The following is an 18,207-nucleotide window of genomic DNA, read 5'->3' on the forward strand; positions in this document are numbered from 1 at the left end:
CAGGCCTCCTTACAACTCGATGCTCATGCCATCGTAGGCGACTTCCACGCCACGGCGCTGGACTTCGGCGCGCTCCGGAGAGTCCTCGTCGAGAATCGGGTTGGTGTTGTTGATGTGGATAAGCACCTTGCGCTGGCGTGGGAAGGCATCGAGCACCTCCAGCATGCCACCGGGGCCGTTCTGGGCCAGGTGGCCCATTTCGCGGCCGGTGCGGGTGCCGACGCCGCGGCGTTGCATTTCATCGTCTTCCCACAGGGTGCCGTCGACCAGCAGGCAGTCGGCGCCGTGCATCATCTGCAGCAGCTTGTCGTCGACCTGACCCAGCCCCGGCGCGTAGAACAGCTTGCCACCAGTGCGCAGGTCCTCGACCAGCAGGCCAAGGTTGTCGCCTGGGTGCGGGTCGAAACGGTGCGGCGAGTAGGGTGGCGCAGCGCTGCGCAACGGGAAGGGCGTGAATTGCAGATCAGGGCAGGCGGGGATGACGAAGCTGCCTTGCAGCTCGATGCGATTCCACTGCAGGCCACCGTTCCAGTGGCTGAGCATGGTGAACAGCGGGAAGCCGGTGCTCAGGTCCTGGTGGACCATGTCGGTGCACCAGACCTGGTGCGGGCAGCCTTCGCGCAGGCTGAGCAGGCCGGTGGTGTGGTCGATCTGGCTGTCGAGCAGGACGATCGCGTCGATACCGGTGTCGCGCAGGGCACGTGCCGGCTGCATCGGTGCAAAGGCCTGGAGCTGGGCGCGGATGTCGGGCGAAGCGTTGCACAGGATCCAGTGCTCACCGTCGTCGGACAGGGCAATGGACGACTGGGTGCGTGCCGTTGCGCGCAGGCTGCCATCGCGAAAGCCCTTGCAGTTGACGCAGTTGCAGTTCCACTGGGGGAAACCGCCACCGGCGGCGGAACCGAGAATCTGGATGTACATGGCTACTGTCTTGCCCCTGGTCCATGAAACGAAAACGCCCCGGCGGGCCGAGGCGTTGCACTGCAGCGCTGCTTAGCGGCTGGCGAAGTACATGGTGACTTCGAAGCCGATGCGCAGGTCGGTGTAAGCGGGTTTGGTCCAGGTGGTCATGGTCGAACTCCTTCCGGATGGTGTGGGTGGATGTCAGCTATCTACTTTGGTGCCGCCTGAGTCAGGAGGTTCCATTGGCTGAGATTGCGCTATCTTACAAGAAAAATTTGTACCGAAAGGTTAATTCTTCGAAAAGCGCCCTTGCAGTACAGGTAACAATCCTCGCCTCAGACAGAGGGAATTTGCGCAAAGCGCGCATCCGGTGCTTCGCTGGTGGCCAGACATAGCCAGCCGTGCTCGGCGTCCAGAAGGCGTTTCACCAGATCGTCCAGTATTGGCTGGTCTGTCCTGAGAATAGACCTGCGCAGATGGGAAAGGTCTGTCGGCTCTGTAGCCAGATATGTCTGCCAGGCCCATTCGGCGACTTCCGCATTGGCCATCGCCGGCTCCTCGAACTGCGCGGCCAGGGCCCGTACGGCGGCGGGGTCGAACGTGACGCCGTCGGCCAACAGGCTGAGCAGGTGTTCGAGAATCTGGCCGGGCGTTGCCTGTGGCGATTGCACACCGAACAGCAGGCCGCCTTGGCCTTCTATCTGACGAAAGGCGCTGAACACGGCATAGCCCAGTTGCAGTTCGACCCGCAGGCGCTGGTAAACCGGTCCTTGCAGCGCTTGCGCCAGTACCCGACCTGCGCCTTCATCGTGTGCGGGAACCGGGCAGAACAGCAGCAGCGCATGCTCGCTGCCGCCCGTGGGGTGATGCAGCCAGCGTCGGGCCGGCAATGACCGGGAGGCCGACGGTGGCGCCCCTGACAACCCCGGTGCATGTGCCAACACCGCGCCGAGCGCCGCTTGCGCTGCGCCATCGAAGCCGATGGCGAGGCCGTGTCGAGGCGCGCTGGCCCAGATCTGCCCAAGCATTGTCAGATCCAGCAGGCAGGCTGGCTGAGGCTGTATGGTTGCCTCGCGCAGGTGATCGGGCAGTGCCTTGAGCAGTGCCCTGATCGGGATGTGCGCTGGCTCGGCGGGCGCAGGTGTGTGCAGCAAGTGGGGGGCAGGGTGGCGCAGGTGTTCCAAGGCCAGGTCGAGGGTGCGGATTACCGCGCCAGACGTGCCCGCACAGCGCAGTTGCCAGTGTTCGCCAATGAGAGAGAAGTCCAGCTGCAGCGAGGCGCGGCGGGCGCGTTCGAGCAGTGGTTGCAGCGCTTGTGACAGCACTGCGTGAAAGCGCTCGCGCAGGGGCGAGGCGATACGCCAGCGTAGATACAGCGTTGCGAGGCCTCGCTCGACCGGCAGGATGTCGCTGACGGGCAGATCATCCGGCAGCGCTGCGTATCCAACCGGGAGGTCTGCGATCAGCAGGGGCTCATCGTGCGGTTGCTGCCATTGGCCCTGCTCACCGCTCGGCAGATCATCGAGCAATGCCTTGAAGGCTTTCAGTGCCTGGGCATCCAGCGCTTCGAACGGCCGCTGGGCACTGTCCCGACGGGCGAGTTCAAGTGCGCTGGCTGCTTGCTTGCGACTGTGTTGAAGGCGCTCGAACTCGTTGTTGAGCGCTGCGGCGTCCAGGCGCCGCAACGCGCCGAACCAGCCGTGCAGCAGTGCGCGAACCTCGGCTGGCGGGGCGTCCGGCTGCAGTTGCAGGCGGATGTGCCAGAGCAACTGGCCGGCAAAGGCATACAGCGAATCGCTGTGAACCTCCTGGAGCCAGCCGCGTTGGCGCAGGGCATCGAGCCAGCCGCCTGGGCGGCTGTCGCTCAGGCAGGCCTTCAGCAGGTCCAGGGCCTGCTCGGCACCTGGCGGAAGGTGCTCGTGGGCGAACAGCAAATCAAGGCCGCCTCTGGAGGCTTCGAGCTCGATCAAGGGGGTATCGAGCAAGGGGGCGGGAGGTGTTTGCGCTTGCATTTTGCCCGCCCTGAACAGGCTGCCGAACTGCCGGCCCAGTGCTTCGAGCTGCATCAGCGATTGCGGCCCGCACAGGCTCAGATGGATCTGCCCACCGCGATAGAAGCGAGCATGGAAGTCGCCCAGCGCGCGCTGGAAAGCCGGGTCCTGCAACGCCAGGCTGTACCGGTTGCCTGCGTGGAACCCGCTCAAGGGATGATGTGGCGATACGCATTGCAACAGCCTGAACTGGCGTTGCGCCTCGGCATTGCGCGACCAGGCGATGAACTCCGCATGGATCACTTCACGCTCGCGGTGCTGGCGTGCCAGGCTCAGGTCCGGTTCGGCGAGCATCTGGCACAGGCGCTCCAGCGCTGAGCCCAGGGCCGTGGGAGGCACTTCGAAGAAGAAATCGGTGGTGCGTTCGCGGGTACTGGCATTGACCTGGCCGCCGAATGCCTGCACATGCCGCATCAGGCCGTCTTCCAGCGGGAAGCGCGCGGTGCCGAGGAACAGCAGGTGCTCGAGAAAGTGCGCTATGCCCGGCCACCTCGCCGGAGCGTCATGACTGCCGGCATGGACCCTCAAGGCGGCGGCGGCGCGCTTGAGGCGCGGGGCGTGGCGCAGGGTCAGGCGCAGGCCGTTGGGCAGGGTGAGTGTGTTGATAGCGTCGGTCATGGAGCGATGCTAGCGCATTTACGGCGACCGGGCCGGTGCCATCTGCCACGGTGCCGATTTCGTCGGTGAACCCGCTCCTTTCCCGTCGGCTTCAATCCTGACCGCGGTGAAGATCCCGCCGCAGGTCCGCAAGATACGGAAACGCCTCACGCCCCTTCACCACCCGTTCGTGCTCAAGGTCGGCCAGCAATTGGCATTCCTCGCGTCCGGCCATGGCCAGCAGGCTGCCGTCCGGGCCGATGATGCTGCTCTGTCCGCAATACTGGATCTCAGCCTCAGCCCCGCAGTAGTTGGCGTATACCAGATAGCACTGGTTCTCCTGCGCCCGCGAGCGCACCGTCACCTGGCAGACGAAGTCGTAGGGTGTCATGTTCGCGGTCGGCACCAGGATCAGCTCGGCACCCTCAAGCGCCAGGCGCCGGGCGTTCTCGGGGAATTCGATGTCATAGCAGATCAGCAGCCCCAGCTTCCAGCCATCGAGCTCGACCACCGGAAAGTGGTTGGCGCCCGGGCTGAACATCGAGCGGTCCAGCTCGCCGTACAGGTGGGTCTTGCGGTAGTTGCACAGGCTGCGGCCGTGGGCGTCGATCAGTTGCACGCTGTTGTGAATCGAGCCGTCCTCGGCCCGCTCCGGGTAGCCATAGACGATGGCGATGCGCTGCGCCTGGGCAATCTCCACCACCGCCATGGCCGAGGGTCCGTCTTCGGGTTCGGCCAGGCGCTGTACCGCCTCGGCGCCGATGTTGTAGCCGCTGAGGTACATCTCCGGGCACACCAGCATTTGCGCACCACGTGCTGCGGCCAGTTGTGCCTGGTGCTGCAAGCGTTCTAGATTGCCGGGCACGTCCAGTGGCCTGGGCGCTCCCTGGAACAGGGCGATGCGCATGAGCGCCTCCTCGTCTCAGTCAGGCAGGGCGATAGGGCCGATCTCGTGGAACACGTCGCCCGGCCCGGGATTGTCCGCATGGGTCTTGCCGCCGAAGTGGTTCATGATACCCCACACCGCATTCAGCGACGTTTGCACCGCGCCTTCGACCCAGGCCGGGGTCCAGGACACGTCGTCGCCAGCAATGAAGATGCCGCGCTGCTCGGGGGGCAGGTCCTGTTGCATGAAGTGCGCGTACATGCGCTGGTTGTAGCGGTAGTGGCCTGGCAGCGCGCCTTTGAAGGCGCCGAGGAAGTAGGGGTCGGCTTCCCAGGAGATGGTGATCGGGTCGCCGATGATGTGCCCCGCGATGTCGGTTTTCGGGTAGATCTTCTTCAGCGCATCCAGGGCAAGCTGCACGCGTTTCTCGGTCGGATGCGGCAGCATTTTCAGCGCATCGCTCATCCATGCGTACGACAGGCAGATCACTCCCGGCTTGTCGTCGCCGTTGTCGAATAGATAGGTGCCACGGGTCAGGCGATCGGTGAGCGTCATGCTCAACAGGTCGCGGCCGGTCTGCGGATCCTTGTCCTTCCAGAACGGGCGATCGACCATGACGAAGGTCTTCGACGACTGCATGTAGCGGGTGCGGTCCAGGGCCATCCACATCTTCTGCGAGAACAGCGACTCTTCGCAGTCGATCTGGGTGGTCAGCAGCCAGCTCTGGCAGGTGGTGAGCACGGCGGCGTAGTGGCGGGTGTCGCCATAGTTGTCGGTAACCGCCAGGCGGCCATCGCTGGCGCGGGCGATGCGCTTGACCCCGGCCCGCGGCGCGCCGCCGTGCAGCGAGCGAAGACTGGTGCCGGCCGGCCAGTGCGCAGTGCTGTCCGGCACATGCCGCCAGATGCCCTGCGGCACTTGCTCCACACCTCCGACCACCAGGTGCTGGTGATCGTCGCAGTTGGTCATGACCACGCGGAAGATTTCCAGCATCGAGTTGGGGAAGTCCGAATCCCAGCCGCCGGTGCCGAAACCGACCTGGCCGAACACTTCCCGGTGTTGGAAGCTCAGCTTGGCGAAGGCTTTGGAGGTGGCGACGAAATCGTAGAAGGTGCGGTCGTCCCACAGCGGCACCAGGGTATCCCACAGGGCCTTCAGGCGCGGCACGTCGCGCTCGCGGATGGCCTGCTGAATCTCGCCGAAGCGTGCGCCGTCCTCCAGTGCATCGGCCCAGGCTTCGGCCACCTCGTGGAACAGGGCCGGCAGGTCGGCGGCTTTCTCGGCGTAGTAGGTCTGGCCTTCGAGGTCGATCACCGTGCTGCCCGACGCCGGGGTCAGCGGGTTGGGGAAGGGTTTCGTTTCCAGGCCGAGCTTGTCGACATAGTGGTAGAACGCGGTGGACGATACCGGGAAGCGCATGCCGCCCAGTTCGGCGACGATACCGTCGGTGCCGTTGAAGGCCTGCGAGCGCAGGCGCCCGCCGAGCTTCGAGGCTTCGTAGACGACCGGCTTGAGGCCCAGCTTCATCAGCTCGTAGGCCGCCACCAGCCCAGCGATGCCGGCACCGACGATCGCCACTTCTTCGCCATGCCTTTGCGCGGGAATGCTGCCAAGGCCTGCGGGATGCTCGAGCCAGTCATCGAAGGCGAAAGGAAAATCAGGGCCGAAGATGGTGACCGGCGGCTTGCCGTCGACGGGGTGGCGGTTTTTCTTGTTCATCTGATGACCTTGCCAGAGCGGCTGCGCTGAGAGCGGAGCCTGAGTATAGGAAATGCGTGGCGGTCATTTTATGAAGCGTGGCGTTCGTAATTAAGAGCAATAGTGGCGTCGATATGCAGGCTGATATGTCGATATGACGATCAGGGTTTGCATTATGACAAACGCCTATCCAGGCTGCCCGCGATCCACCTTGCTGCTCAGGATGATCGAGGTGGTGGTCTTTTCCACCCCTTCCAGGCTGCCAATCTGGTCGAGCAACTGGTCCAGCTGTTCCGGTGAGTCACTGAGCAGCCAGGCAACGTAGTCGAACTCGCCACTCACCGCGCACAGCTGCTGTACCTGCCCCATCGCCGACAGGCGGCGCACCACTTCGCGCCCTGATCGTGGTTGCACCGTGATGCCGACATAGGCCTGCAGACCACCCCCGACCAGGCGCTGGCCCAGGCGCACGCCGTAGCCGGTGATCACCTTGTGCTTCTCCAGGCGCGCCAGACGCGACGTGACGGTGGTGCGGGCGATGCCCAGCTGGCGTGCGAGGGTAGCGACGCTTTCGCGGGCGTTGATCTGCAGCAGCGCAATGAGCTGGCGATCGATTTCGTCGAGGGCGATGGCGCGGGAGTCCGGCATGACAAATCTCTGCAATGGGTGCGCTAGCCTAGCCAGACCTGGGCTCGGGCGGCAAGATGAGCCGTTCGCACGATGATGGCAAAATGATTAAATCGATTTCACTTCTGTCCTTGAGCGGGTGCGTATTATGATGCGGCACTTGGTATTTGATAATCATTCTCGCTAAAGAATTGACGCCAGAAATCCCCTCTGCCTAGCTGTAGGTGCCACGTGTCCAGCCTGTTCAAGTTCGACGTCGATGCGGCGTTCTGTGTTTCCTTGCGCGATCGGCAGGACAGCCGCGAGCGCTTCATGCGGGAAGTGGGCAGCAGGATTGGCAATCCACTGGTCTTCCACCTCAGGGACAAGGACATCAACCCGATTCGGGGCCACTACGAGTCCCATCGCGCCTTGGCGCTGATGGCCCTGGAGCACGGCTGGCAGCGCATCCTGATTTTCGAGGACGATGCCAAGCCCTACGACTGGCGTGCCACGTCGATCAACTGGATCAACCGCTTCATCGCCACCCGGCCGTTCGAGAGCCTGCACCTGGGCTATACCATGGGCCGCACCTGGCTGACCTGGTTTCCATTCATCGCCCGTGGGCGGGTCAGTGCACCGCATGCCTACATTCTTTCCCATGAAGGCTGCCGAGTGCTGGTTGCCGCGCCTTACGACGGTAGAACGCTGGACAGCCTGTTCAAGCGACGGATCAAGCAGCACTGCGCCTACCCGATGCTGTTCCGCCGCATCAGCACAGCCGCCTCCCAGGATGCGCGTGTCGCCCAGCATGAGGAGGCGCAGTGGCAGCAGAACTGGGGGCGCCACCTGCGCTCGCCGCTGAAGTATTTCTGGAAAACCTTGTTACGCTGGGGCTTTTGATAGCGCAGGGGAAACCGGCATTGACCTTCGAACATCTGCTGGAGTGCTGGCGACTGGAAGTCTCCAACAAAAAGAAGCCGGGGCGATTGGTCAGTTTGCTGAGTAACGTCCTGCGTCGGTCACGCAGGGATAACAAGCTGCGCTTCCTGTTTTCCTACCGTCTGGCTCAGTACCTGGACGGCAAAGGGGGGCTGGCCCGCCGGTATGCCCGCGGCATGCAGCAGCGACTCAATCTGAAGTATGCGCTGGACATCGACATCGGCGCGCAGATTGCGCCTGGGTTGCGCATCGCCCATCTGCCGGGCGTTGTCATCACTCGGCATGTACGGATCGGGCGCAATTTCTTCATTCGCCAGAACTGCACGATCGGTATCAAGACCTTGGGGCTGGAGCACTACGCGCTGGAGATCGGCGACAACGTCAGCCTGGGCGCCAACAGTTGCATCATCGCCGACCGCCTGCGCATCGGTGACAACGTGGTGATCGGTGCGATGTCACTGGTCACCCGCGACATTCCCGCCGACACGACGTTCTACAACCCACGGCAGGCGACGCTGCTGCAGCGCTGACGGTTGCCGTGAGGTTCAGCCGACCGACGCGGCAGGCGAACGATTGCCGCGACTGCCCGACAAAAGCACCATGACTGCCGCCAGCAGCAACACACAAGCATAGGCATTGGTGGTAACGACCAGCCCGACATGCTGGGTGGCGATGCCGGCGGCAACTGCCGGCAGGCTGAAGGCCAGGTAACTCAGCACATAGAACCCGGCCATCAGCCCGCCGCGTTCGTGAGCGTGGGCCAGCGGCACGACCGAGCGCAAGGCGCCGAGAAATCCGCCACCAAAGCCCAGGCCGGCGACTGCGGTACCGAGGAAGAACAGCCAGGCCAGGCCGCAGTCCACGCCGATCAGGGTCAGCAGCAGGCCGGTGACCAGTGCCAGGCTGCCGCGGCGCAGGATCACCTGGGCCTCGCTGTTGCGCAGGACGAAGATGCCCAGCGCGCCGCAACTGGTGAGGAGAAAGACCAGGGTGCCGCCGACCAGCGGTGCCTGCAGCCCTGTGACCTGGCGCGCGAGCGTCGGCCCCAGCGACAGGTAGAAGCCTCCTAATGCCCAGAGACTCGCATTCAGCGGTGCGATCCGCCAGAAGGCCCGCCGGGCCTGCGGCGGAATCCGCACCCGTGGCCGCAGCGAGGCCCATGCACCGGGCTGACGGCTGATGCTTTCCGGCAGGCGCGCCAGCACCAACGCGAACAACGCAAAGATCCCCAACAGAACCAGGAACACCCGGTGCAGCGGTTCGCCGGAAAACTGCATCAACGCACTACTGCCCAAGGCGCCAAGGGCCAGGCCCAGCATCGGTGTCACGCTGTTGAGCAGCGGCCCGCGCTCACGGTCGAAATCCAGCAACGCGGCGCCCAGCACACTGGTGGCAAGCCCTGTGGCGCAGCCCTGCAGCAAGCGGGCGACGATCAACGCCTCGACCGATTCTGCACGCAGGAATACCGCCATGGCCAACACCTCCAGTGCCAAGGCGGCTGCTATCACTGGGCGCCTGCCGATGTGATCGGACAGCGAGCCGCACACCAGCAACGTCAGCAGCAAACCGCCCGCGTAGATGCTGAAGACCACACTCAGCAAGGCCGCCGAGAAGCCCCAGGTTTCGCGGTAGAGGGCGTAGAGGGGTGTCGGCGCGCTGGCCGCAGCCGAAAAGGCGATCAGTATCGCCCCCAATAACCACAGGGAGGCAGCGCGAGACAGACCGTTGCGGCGTTCGCGCATGCTTTTGGGTAAGGTATCGCTCATGGTTGCTCTCGCAAAGGCTAAGAGTTAGCTTTTGCAGACGATGAACCTGTTTCGAGATAAAAGCAAATTCTTTGCGTTAAGGTGCATATGGCGATCAATCAGGGCGTGCGTCCAGGCGGGCGTAGTGCGAGGGTCCAGGCCTCGGTCCACAATGCGGTCAATCAGCTGCTGGAGGAGCGCGAGCGTGGCGAACTGACCGTGCCGCTGATCGCTGCCCGCGCCGGTGTGACACCTTCGACCATCTATCGACGCTGGGGCGACCTCAACGAACTGCTGGGTGACGTTGCGCTGCAGCGCATCCGCCCGGACAGCGGCCCGACCGACACCGGCAGCCTGGCTGGAGATTTGCTCGCCTGGGGCATCCAGTACATGGAAGAGACGTCATCGGTACCCGGCCGCGCCGCGGTGCTCGACTTGCTGGCGGCAGGCGGCGGCTGCTCCGGGCGCTGCCTGGAGATTGCCACTGCCCAGTTTGGCGCGATTCTCGAACGCGCAGTGGCACGCGGTGAACCGGTTCCGAGCAATGATCGCGTGGTCGATAGACTGATGGCCCCGCTGGTGTACCGGATTCTGTTTTCCGGTGAGCCGCTGGAGGTGGCGTATGTGGAGGCGTTGGTAGAGGTGACGCTGGAGGGGATTGGCGGCTGAGGGTGTTTGCCGCCAGATGCAAAAAAGCCGCGCTGATGCGCGGCTTTGTCGTATCTGGTGGGCCCACACGGACTCGAACCGTGGACCAAAGGATTATGAGTCCTCTGCTCTAACCAACTGAGCTATAGGCCCCAGAGGTCGGCCGGATTATAACGAGGGTTTGCTAAGGGTGCCATCTGAAAGATCCGATAGTGCTATACGAAGAAAGGTGGCGGCGAACTCGTCAGCGGGCAGGGGCAGGCTGACGATGTAGCCCTGGATCTGTTCGCACCCCTCAGCGGCCAGGAAGCGTTGCTGGGCCTGGTTCTCCACGCCTTCGGCGATGATGGTCAACTGCATGCTGCGGCCCAGGGCAATGATGGCGCGGGCGATGGCGGCGTCGTGGGGATCGTCGGGCAGGCCGCGGATGAACGACTGGTCGATCTTGAGGATGTCCAGCGGCAGGCGCTTCAGGTAGCTCAGCGAGGAGTAGCCGGTGCCGAAGTCGTCGATCGCCAGTTGCACACCGAGGTGCTTGAGCTGATGCAGGATGGCCAGGGCTTCCTCGGCCTGGCTCATGATGAAGTTCTCGGTGATTTCCAGCTGCAGGTCGCCGGCCTTGAGGTGGAAGGTCTTGAGCAGGTGTTCGATACGTCGGGTCAGGCTGGGCTGGCGTAATTGAGCGCCCGCGAGGTTGATCGACAGTGGGCCGAATGCTTGGTAGGTGCGCTTCCAGGTGTGCATCTGCCGGCAGGCCTGCTCCAGCACCCAGTCGCCGAGCTGGAGGATGCTGCCGTTCTCTTCGGCCAGGTGAATGAACTGCTCCGGTGGTACTTCGCCGAAGGTCGGGTGGTTCCAGCGGATCAGCGCCTCGGCACCGACCAGCCCCTGGGTCTTGAGGCTGAACTTGGGTTGGTAGTACAGGCTCAGTTCGTTGCGTTCGATGGCGCGGCGCAGCTCATGCTCGAGGAAAATTCGCTCGCTGGCCTGGGCAGTGAGGTCGAGGGTGTAGCTTTCGACGCGGTTGCGGCCCTTGGCCTTGGAGCGGTACATCGCGGCGTCGGCGTTGCGGATCAATGTGGCGACGTCGGTGCCGTCTTGCGGGTACAGGCTGATACCGATGCTGGCACTGGTGAAGAACTCGTGCTCGCCGGCCTGAACTGGGGCGTGGAAACACGTCAGCAGCTTGTTGGCGATGGCGCTGGCGTCGCTTGGGCGATGCAGGCCGGGCAAGAGGATGATGAATTCGTCGCCGCCCAGGCGGGCGACGGTGTCGACATCGCGCACCTGCTCTTTCAGGCGTTGGGCGATGCCTTTTAGCAAGAGGTCGCCGACCGGGTGGCCGAGGCTGTCGTTGATGTGCTTGAAGCGGTCGAGGTCGAGGAACAGCACGGCGCCCTGGCGGCTGGAAGCCTGGACGCAGGTGAGGGCAGCCTGCAGGCGGCTCTCGAACAGGGTGCGGTTGGGCAGGCCGGTGAGCGGGTCGTGGTGGGCCTGGTAGTCGAGCTTGGCCTGGGCGTGCTTGAGGCTGGAGATGTCGGCGAACACGGCGACGAAATGGGTGGTCTCGTGTTCGCTGTTGCGCACGGCGCTGATGGTCAGCCAACTGGGGTAGAACTCGCCGTTCTTCCGCCGGTTGCAGATCTCGCCCTGCCAATGGCCTTCGGCGGTGAGCTGATGCCACATGGCGACGTAGAAGGCGCTGTCGTGTTGGCCGGAGGCGAGCAGACGCGGGGTCTGGCCGAGGGCTTCGAGTTCGCTGTAGCCGGTGATCTCGCTGAAGGCGCGATTGACCGCACTGATGCGCTGCTCGGTGTCGGTGATCAGCACGCCCTCGGCGGTGTTCTCGAAGACCGTGGCGGCCAGTTGCAGTTTTTCCTGCATCATGTGGCGCTCGGTGATGTCGCGGGTGATGGTCAGCATGCAGTCGATGCCGCCGATTGGCAGCGGCCGAGCGGACATTTCGCACAGGCGGATCTGGCCGTCGCTACGGCGGATATGGCAACTCAAATCGCGCGCAAAACCATCGCGCTTGAGCAGTTCGATGAGCCGATCACGTTCGTTGAGGTCGGCCCAGATGCCCAGATCAAGGCTGTTGTGGCCAAGGCTTGGGTTGATGTCGTAGCCGGTCAGGCGGCAGAAACCTTCGTTGGCTTCCAGCAGCAGGCCATCGCTCTGGCGCGACAGCAGCAAGCCGTCGGGCGATGCGTGGAAGGCCTTGGCGAACTTCTCTTCGGAAGTCTGCAACTGTTGCTGGGTTTCCTTGAGCTGGCTGATGTCGCGCACGGCAACCACCAGCGCCGGTGTGCCATCCAGGTCGAAGCTTTCAGCGGAGGTGAGGCCTGTGAACAACTCGCCGTTGCTGCGCCGGAAGCTCATTTCCAGGTTGCGGATGCCGCCCAGTTGCATGCGCTCGAGGATCGTCGGGCCGGAGCCAGCAACGCCCCACAGGTCCAGTTCTGTGGCGGTGCGGCCTATGACCTGGGCCGGGCTCAGGCCGATCTGCTCCTCGAATGCTTTGTTGACTTCCAGCAGGCATCCGTCGCTGTGACGGGCGATGAGCAGGATGTCGGGGCATTGCTCAAACACCGAGGCGAACTTCTGTTCGGATAGGCGCAGGGCATCCTCGGTGCGTTTGGTTTCGCTGATGTCGATCATCAGGCCGCGCATCAGCGGCTTGTGGCCGTGCTCGATCATGCTGACGATATTGCGCACCCAGAGGATGTGCCCGTCGGCACGTATCACGCGATAGTCGAGGCTGTGGTCGCGCCCGGCAGCTGTTTCGGCGTCGCAGTAGGCCTGGGCCCAGAGGGCGTCCTCGGGGTGCAGGATACCGCGCCAGAAACCAGGTCTGAGCCATTCCCTCAGCGGGTAGCCAAGCAGGCCCTCGGCGTGTGGGGAGACGTAGCTGTAGGTGAAGTCGTTGGCGTCGGCTTCCCAGGCGATGGCCGAAAGGCTTTCGATCAGGCTGCGGTAGTGGTATTCGCTGCTGCGCAGCTCTTGCTCCAGGGCGATCCGCCGCGAAATCTCCGAGCTGAGACGGCGGTTGATGCGCAGCATGGCGGCGAGGATCAGCAACACCACGGCCAGTGTCGGCAGGCCGTAGACCAGCAGATCGCGCCATAGGCTCCGTTGATCGACGACGTTACCGACCCAGCGCTGCTGAATTTCGCTGATTTCGGCGCTGCTCAGGTCAGCCATGACTTTGTCGAGAATACCGATGAGGATTTTCTGTTCCCGTGGCGCGGCCATGGCCAGCTGATAGCGGTAGGGCGTCTCGCCGCTGACGTACAGGCCATCGAGCTTGAGCTGGCGCAGGCTCCAGATGCTCGATGCAAGGTCGCCAACCACGGCATCCACTTCGTCGGTAGCCAACGCCTGCAGGGCTGAACTCACATTGGGCAAGGCCACCAGATTGAGATCCGGGTGGTGGGTGCGCAGTAACTCATGGGGAGCGTAGTTTTCCACGACCGCGATTTTCAGGCCGTACAGGTCTTTGAGGGTGCGTGGCTGAGGGCCGCCTTCGTGGGCAAGGATGACGATGGGGAAGTCGAGGTAGGGGCGGGTGAAGGCCAGGTAGGACTGGCGTTCGGGCGTCGACATGATGCCTGGAAGCAGGTCGATGCGGTTCTGTCGTGCCTGCTCGAGTACCTGCGACCAATTGCTCGGCTCGATCGGCTGCAGCGAAACGCCCAGGCGTTGCTGGATCAGGGCAATGTAGTCGGCGGCCAATCCCTGATAGCGACCTTCCTGGTCGCGAAATTCGAATGGCGGCCAAGACGCATCCACGCCCAGGCGCAGTTGCGGATGGGCGTTGAGCCAGGCTTGTTCTTCGTCCGTCAGGGTCAGGGCGCCGGCCGCTGTGTTCCAGATCATCAAGAGCAGCAGCAGAAGTGCCGGCATCAAGGGCATGGCGACCTCTCTCTATCAGGGGGCTGATTCGAGTGTAGACGGAGGCGGATGAAGAGTGCCGGTGAATGCGGCAGATTGCCTGCAGCTTTTTGTCGCCCATGAAAAACCCCGGCCTGGGCCGGGGTTCGTCATCACTCGTCGAGGAAGGAGCGCAGATGCTCGCTTCGCGTCGGGTGGCGCAGCTTGCGCAACGCCTTGGCTTCGATCTGACGGATCCGCTCGCGGGTCACGTCGAACTGCTTGCCGACTTCTTCAAGTGTGTGGTCGGTGTTCATGTCGATACCGAAACGCATGCGCAGCACCTTGGCTTCGCGTGCGGTCAGGCCCGAGAGCACGTCGCGAGTGGCTTCCTTGAGGCTTTCGACCGTGGCCACGTCGATCGGGGACTGCATGGTGGAGTCCTCGATGAAGTCGCCCAGATGCGAATCCTCGTCGTCACCGATCGGGGTTTCCATGGAGATCGGCTCTTTGGCGATCTTCAATACCTTGCGGATCTTGTCCTCAGGCATTTCCATGCGCTCACCCAGCTCTTCCGGGGTCGGTTCACGACCCATTTCCTGCAGCATCTGCCGGGAAATACGGTTGAGCTTGTTGATCGTCTCGATCATGTGCACCGGAATCCGGATGGTGCGCGCCTGGTCGGCGATCGAACGGGTGATCGCCTGGCGAATCCACCAGGTGGCGTAGGTCGAGAACTTGTAGCCACGACGGTATTCGAACTTGTCCACCGCCTTCATCAGGCCGATGTTGCCTTCCTGGATCAGGTCGAGGAACTGCAGGCCGCGGTTGGTGTACTTCTTGGCGATGGAGATCACCAGACGCAAGTTCGCCTCGACCATTTCCTTCTTGGCGCGACGGGCTTTCGCCTCGCCGATCGACATGCGACGGTTGATCTCTTTGATTTCTGCGACGGTCAGGCCGGTCTCGGTCTCGAGGTCGATCAGCTTCTGCTGGCAGGCGACGATCGCGGCGTCCTTCTCACCCAGGGCAGCGGCCCACTTGGTGCTGCGCTTGGCGAGGTCACCGCTCCAGGTCTGGTCGGTCTCGTTGCTCGGGAACAGGCGCAGGAAGTCGGCACGCGGCATGCGGGCATCACGTACGCACAGTTGCATGATCGCACGCTCCTGCTGACGCAGGCGGTCAAGGGCACCGCGCACACGCTCGACGAGTACGTCGAACTGCTTGGGCACCAGCTTGATCGGCATGAACAGATCGGCCAGGGCCTGGAGCGCCGCAACGCTTTCCTTGCCACTGCGACCATGTTTCTTCAGGACCTTGTTGGTGGCCTGGAGCTGGTCGGAGACGGCACCGAAACGCTGACGCGCAACTTCTGGATCGGGGCCGCTTTCGCCCTCTTCCTCGCTGTCGTCGCTGTTTTCGTCACCTTCTTCTTCATCTTCCGACTCTTCCTTCGCCGCTGCAGTCTTGGCGCCTGGGATCGGTACTTCCTCGGTAGGCGCGGCGATGTTGTCGTCAGGGTCGATGTAACCGCTGAGAACATCCGACAGGCGGCCGCCTTCGGTCGTTACACGGTCGTACTCGCCGAGAATGTGATCGACGGTGCCCGGGAAGTGAGCGATGGCGCCCATGACTTCGCGGATACCTTCCTCGATACGCTTGGCGATTTCGATCTCGCCTTCGCGGGTCAGGAGCTCGACGGTACCCATTTCACGCATGTACATGCGTACCGGGTCGGTCGTGCGGCCGATATCGGTTTCAACGGCCGCCAACGCTGCGGCGGCTTCTTCGGCTGCGGCTTCGTCGGTGTCGGCTTCCGCCAACAACAGGGCATCCGCATCCGGAGCACTCTCGAATACGTTGATCCCCATGTCGTTGATCATGCGGATGATGTCTTCCACCTGTTCCGGATCTGAAATATCCTCAGGCAGGTGGTCGTTGACCTCCGCGTAAGTCAGGTAGCCCTGCTCACGACCGCGGGTGATCAACTCTTTGATACGAGATTGCTGTTGCGCTTTTCCGGACATAACACCCTATCCACTGAAGGTCTTGGCGGGCAAAAAACAAGCCGAGGATTATACCCGAGCATGGACCTCACGCGCCAGATGAGGTCGGGGTTTGTGCGGGAACATTCCTGCTGAGCAGGGCGAGCAACTGGGATTTTTCCTCAGTGCTCAACTCACTTTGACGTGCTTTCCTGAGCAGATGTTCCAAGCTTCGCTCGCGCTGGCGGGCTGACAAGCTAGTTATGGTGTCGAAAAACTGTTGTTCAAGGTTATCGGCATCGATCAGCCATTCCTTCTCCGCCAGCGCCCGCAACAGACGCCCCTGTTCGGTGCCGTGCCAGCGTGCGATCAGTTGCATGGAGCTTAGCCCAGGATTCTTCTGCACGGCTTCGATCAGGGCTACCAGCAACTGGCTGTAAAGATGTTCTTCGTCGGCGAAATGGCTCGCGTCCTCGACCTTGCCGGCCAGCAGCGGATGGTGCAGCAATGTGCGCAAGGCCGCGAGCGCCGGGGGTTCGACCGGTGCCGGCGTGCGTGGAGGCGCTTCGTCGCGCTGCCAGCCCTTGCCGCCCTTGCGGTTCTTGTCCCAGGGCTTGCCATTGCCATCCCAGGGCTTCTTGCCACCCCCTTTGTTCGGCGTCCAGGGGCGTTGCTCCTGCTGGGCGGGAGCGTAGTCGTGGTGCTGTTCGCTGAAGTCCGGCGTGTAGCTGGCCATGGCATCGTAGTCATAGCCTGGATCGTAGTCCGGTACGCTGGGCGCGGGCGCTTTCTGTGCCAACTGCTCCATTTGCTGGACATCAAGACCAGTAATTTCCTTCAAGCGATTGCGCATTAACTGACGCAGATTGGCGCCCGGAATCTTTTCGATCAACGGTGCAGCCAAGGTCGCCATGTGGGCCTTGCCTTCCAGCGAGCGAGGGTCGGCTTCGCTGCCCAGTTGCTCGAAGAAATAGTCGGCGAGCGGTTGGGCGTGCTGATGGATGCGGGCCTGGAAGGCGTCGGTGCCTTCGGCGCGGACCAGCGTATCCGGATCTTCCCCTTCGGGCAGGAACAGGAAGCGCGCACGCCTGCCATCCTGCAGGTTCGGCAGCGTGGCCTCCAGTGCACGCCAGGCCGCCTTGCGCCCGGCCTGGTCGCCGTCGAAGCAGAACAGCACATGGGGCACCACGCGGAACAGGCGCTTGAGGTGCTCTTCGCTGGTCGCGGTGCCAAGTGTGGCTACGGCGTTGCGCAGGCCTTGCTGGGCGAGGGCGATCACATCCATGTAGCCCTCGACCACGATGATTTCGTCGAGGTTGCGGTTGTGCTTGCGTGCCTCGAACAGCCCGTACAGCTCCTGGCCCTTGTGGAATACCGGGGTTTCCGGGGAGTTCAGGTACTTGGGCTTGTCATCGCCCAGCACGCGCCCGCCGAAGGCGATCACCCGGCCACGGCTGTCGCGGATCGGGAACATGACCCGGTCGCGGAAGCGATCGTAGCGCTTGCCGGTCTCGGCATTCTCGATCAGCAGGCCGGCGTCGATCATCACCTTCTGTTGCAGGGTGTCGGCGCCCAGGTGCTTGAACAGGTTGTCCCAGCCCGGCGGGGCGAAACCCAGACCGAAATCACGGGCAATTTCGCCGGACAGGCCGCGGCCCTTCAGGTATTCGACCGCTGCCTTGCGTGTCGGATGGTTGCGCAGCGCCTGGCGATAGAACTCGGCAGCTGCTTCGAGCAGCGGGTACAGCGGAGAGTCGGTGGGCTGGCGCGGCTTTTGTCCGCGTCGTCCCTCTTCGCGCGGCACTTCCATGCCTGCGGCGCGGGCCAGTTCCTCGACTGCCTGGGGGAAATCCAGGTTGTCGTGGTCCATGATGAAGCCCAGGGCGTTGCCCCCGGCGCCACAGCCGAAGCAGTAGTAGAACTGCTTGTCGGGGCTGACAGTGAAGGACGGCGTCTTTTCCTTGTGGAACGGGCAGCAGGCCGAATGGTTCTTGCCGGTCTTCTTCAGCTGGATGCGCGAACTCACCACGTCGACAATGTCGGTGCGGTTGAGGAGGTCGTCGATGAAACTCTGGGGAATCAGCCCGGCCATGGCAGTCTCGTTATCTGGCTACTGGCAAGTCTAATCGCTGGAGAGAGCAACAAGGGAGATGCGTGTCGGCCTATCACCTGCCGCATCGGGCATTCTGGTGAGGCGTATGAATTCTGCCCATGGGCGAGTGCCGGGGCCTCCAAGGCACATGGCCAAGGGTGTGAAGCGACAACTGCCATTAGCC

General features: G+C 63.2%; 13 protein-coding genes and 1 tRNA gene. 3 read left to right on the forward strand and 11 right to left on the reverse strand.

Annotation, left to right across the window (positions count from 1 at the left end):
• Positions 1 to 9 precede the first annotated feature (9 nt).
• The 6 genes from pqqB to ACMGGG_RS25925 form a co-directional block, all read right to left on the reverse strand.
• Complete coding sequence (gene pqqB, locus ACMGGG_RS25900) at positions 10 to 921, reverse strand: pyrroloquinoline quinone biosynthesis protein PqqB (RefSeq protein ID WP_197889800.1); 912 nt, start codon at positions 919 to 921, stop codon at positions 10 to 12.
• Positions 922 to 993: 72 nt separating this feature from the next.
• Positions 994 to 1,071, reverse strand: a complete 78-nt coding sequence (pqqA, locus tag ACMGGG_RS25905) for a pyrroloquinoline quinone precursor peptide PqqA (protein ID WP_081255326.1) — start codon at positions 1,069 to 1,071, stop codon at positions 994 to 996.
• 167 nt (positions 1,072 to 1,238) lie between these two features.
• On the reverse strand, positions 1,239 to 3,572 hold the full coding sequence (gene pqqF / locus ACMGGG_RS25910; protein ID WP_414154663.1) for a pyrroloquinoline quinone biosynthesis protein PqqF: 2,334 nt from the start codon (positions 3,570 to 3,572) through the stop codon (positions 1,239 to 1,241).
• Positions 3,573 to 3,663: 91 nt separating this feature from the next.
• Entirely contained in the window at positions 3,664 to 4,458 is a 795-nt protein-coding gene (locus tag ACMGGG_RS25915) for a carbon-nitrogen hydrolase family protein (protein WP_112897171.1), read from the reverse strand.
• A gap of 15 nt (positions 4,459 to 4,473) precedes the next feature.
• The gene (locus ACMGGG_RS25920) at positions 4,474 to 6,156 is read right to left on the reverse strand and encodes a flavin monoamine oxidase family protein (RefSeq protein WP_054892203.1); all 1,683 of its coding nucleotides are present in this window, start codon (positions 6,154 to 6,156) and stop codon (positions 4,474 to 4,476) included.
• Between the two features lie 165 nt (positions 6,157 to 6,321).
• On the reverse strand, positions 6,322 to 6,783 hold the full coding sequence (locus ACMGGG_RS25925; protein WP_054892204.1) for an Lrp/AsnC family transcriptional regulator: 462 nt from the start codon (positions 6,781 to 6,783) through the stop codon (positions 6,322 to 6,324).
• Between the two features lie 210 nt (positions 6,784 to 6,993).
• On the opposite strand from ACMGGG_RS25925, the gene ACMGGG_RS25930 reads away from it, so the two are divergent.
• Together ACMGGG_RS25930 and ACMGGG_RS25935 are read left to right on the forward strand one after the other, a co-directional pair.
• Entirely contained in the window at positions 6,994 to 7,644 is a 651-nt protein-coding gene (locus ACMGGG_RS25930; RefSeq protein WP_414154664.1) for a hypothetical protein, read from the forward strand.
• A 20-nt stretch (positions 7,645 to 7,664) separates the two neighbouring features.
• Positions 7,665 to 8,213: a serine acetyltransferase gene (locus ACMGGG_RS25935; protein ID WP_063542366.1), complete on the forward strand. Its 549-nt coding sequence runs from the start codon at positions 7,665 to 7,667 to the stop codon at positions 8,211 to 8,213.
• A gap of 15 nt (positions 8,214 to 8,228) precedes the next feature.
• On the opposite strand, the gene ACMGGG_RS25940 is transcribed toward ACMGGG_RS25935, so the two are convergent.
• Positions 8,229 to 9,449 carry an MFS transporter gene (locus ACMGGG_RS25940; protein ID WP_414154665.1) on the reverse strand — a complete coding sequence of 407 codons (1,221 nt, stop codon included), beginning with the start codon at positions 9,447 to 9,449 and terminating at the stop codon, positions 8,229 to 8,231.
• Positions 9,450 to 9,536: 87 nt separating this feature from the next.
• Between ACMGGG_RS25940 and ACMGGG_RS25945 the strand changes: the two genes are divergently transcribed.
• Positions 9,537 to 10,097, forward strand: a complete 561-nt coding sequence (locus tag ACMGGG_RS25945) for a TetR/AcrR family transcriptional regulator (protein ID WP_054892207.1) — start codon at positions 9,537 to 9,539, stop codon at positions 10,095 to 10,097.
• 55 nt (positions 10,098 to 10,152) lie between these two features.
• Here ACMGGG_RS25945 and ACMGGG_RS25950 read toward each other — a convergent pair.
• From ACMGGG_RS25950 to dnaG, 4 genes are all read right to left on the reverse strand, one after another.
• Positions 10,153 to 10,229, reverse strand: a tRNA-Ile gene (locus ACMGGG_RS25950).
• A gap of 15 nt (positions 10,230 to 10,244) precedes the next feature.
• The gene (locus tag ACMGGG_RS25955; protein WP_414154666.1) at positions 10,245 to 13,988 is read right to left on the reverse strand and encodes an EAL domain-containing protein; all 3,744 of its coding nucleotides are present in this window, start codon (positions 13,986 to 13,988) and stop codon (positions 10,245 to 10,247) included.
• Positions 13,989 to 14,119: 131 nt separating this feature from the next.
• Complete coding sequence (gene rpoD / locus ACMGGG_RS25960; RefSeq protein ID WP_054892208.1) at positions 14,120 to 15,973, reverse strand: RNA polymerase sigma factor RpoD; 1,854 nt, start codon at positions 15,971 to 15,973, stop codon at positions 14,120 to 14,122.
• A gap of 67 nt (positions 15,974 to 16,040) precedes the next feature.
• On the reverse strand, positions 16,041 to 18,023 hold the full coding sequence (gene dnaG, locus ACMGGG_RS25965; protein ID WP_414154667.1) for a DNA primase: 1,983 nt from the start codon (positions 18,021 to 18,023) through the stop codon (positions 16,041 to 16,043).
• Between the last annotated feature and the right edge of the window lie 184 nt (positions 18,024 to 18,207).

It is taken from the genome of Pseudomonas sp. BNK-44-b, assembly GCF_047456245.1.
Classification (GTDB): domain Bacteria; phylum Pseudomonadota; class Gammaproteobacteria; order Pseudomonadales; family Pseudomonadaceae; genus Aquipseudomonas; species Aquipseudomonas machongensis.

What these genes read in the sequence shown, in the direction of transcription:
- pqqB (WP_197889800.1), bottom strand. Translation starts at nt 921, where the DNA reads ATGTACATCCAGATTCTCGGTTCCGCCGCCGGTGGCGGTTTCCCCCAG.
- pqqA (WP_081255326.1), bottom strand. Translation starts at nt 1,071, where the DNA reads ATGACCACCTGGACCAAACCCGCTTACACCGACCTGCGCATCGGCTTC.
- dnaG (WP_414154667.1), bottom strand. Translation starts at nt 18,023, where the DNA reads ATGGCCGGGCTGATTCCCCAGAGTTTCATCGACGACCTCCTCAACCGC.
- ACMGGG_RS25920 (WP_054892203.1), bottom strand. Translation starts at nt 6,156, where the DNA reads ATGAACAAGAAAAACCGCCACCCCGTCGACGGCAAGCCGCCGGTCACC.
- pqqF (WP_414154663.1), bottom strand. Translation starts at nt 3,572, where the DNA reads ATGACCGACGCTATCAACACACTCACCCTGCCCAACGGCCTGCGCCTG.
- ACMGGG_RS25925 (WP_054892204.1), bottom strand. Translation starts at nt 6,783, where the DNA reads ATGCCGGACTCCCGCGCCATCGCCCTCGACGAAATCGATCGCCAGCTC.
- ACMGGG_RS25955 (WP_414154666.1), bottom strand. Translation starts at nt 13,988, where the DNA reads ATGCCCTTGATGCCGGCACTTCTGCTGCTGCTCTTGATGATCTGGAAC.
- rpoD (WP_054892208.1), bottom strand. Translation starts at nt 15,973, where the DNA reads ATGTCCGGAAAAGCGCAACAGCAATCTCGTATCAAAGAGTTGATCACC.
- ACMGGG_RS25915 (WP_112897171.1), bottom strand. Translation starts at nt 4,458, where the DNA reads ATGCGCATCGCCCTGTTCCAGGGAGCGCCCAGGCCACTGGACGTGCCC.
- ACMGGG_RS25940 (WP_414154665.1), bottom strand. Translation starts at nt 9,449, where the DNA reads ATGAGCGATACCTTACCCAAAAGCATGCGCGAACGCCGCAACGGTCTG.
- ACMGGG_RS25945 (WP_054892207.1), top strand. Translation starts at nt 9,537, where the DNA reads ATGGCGATCAATCAGGGCGTGCGTCCAGGCGGGCGTAGTGCGAGGGTC.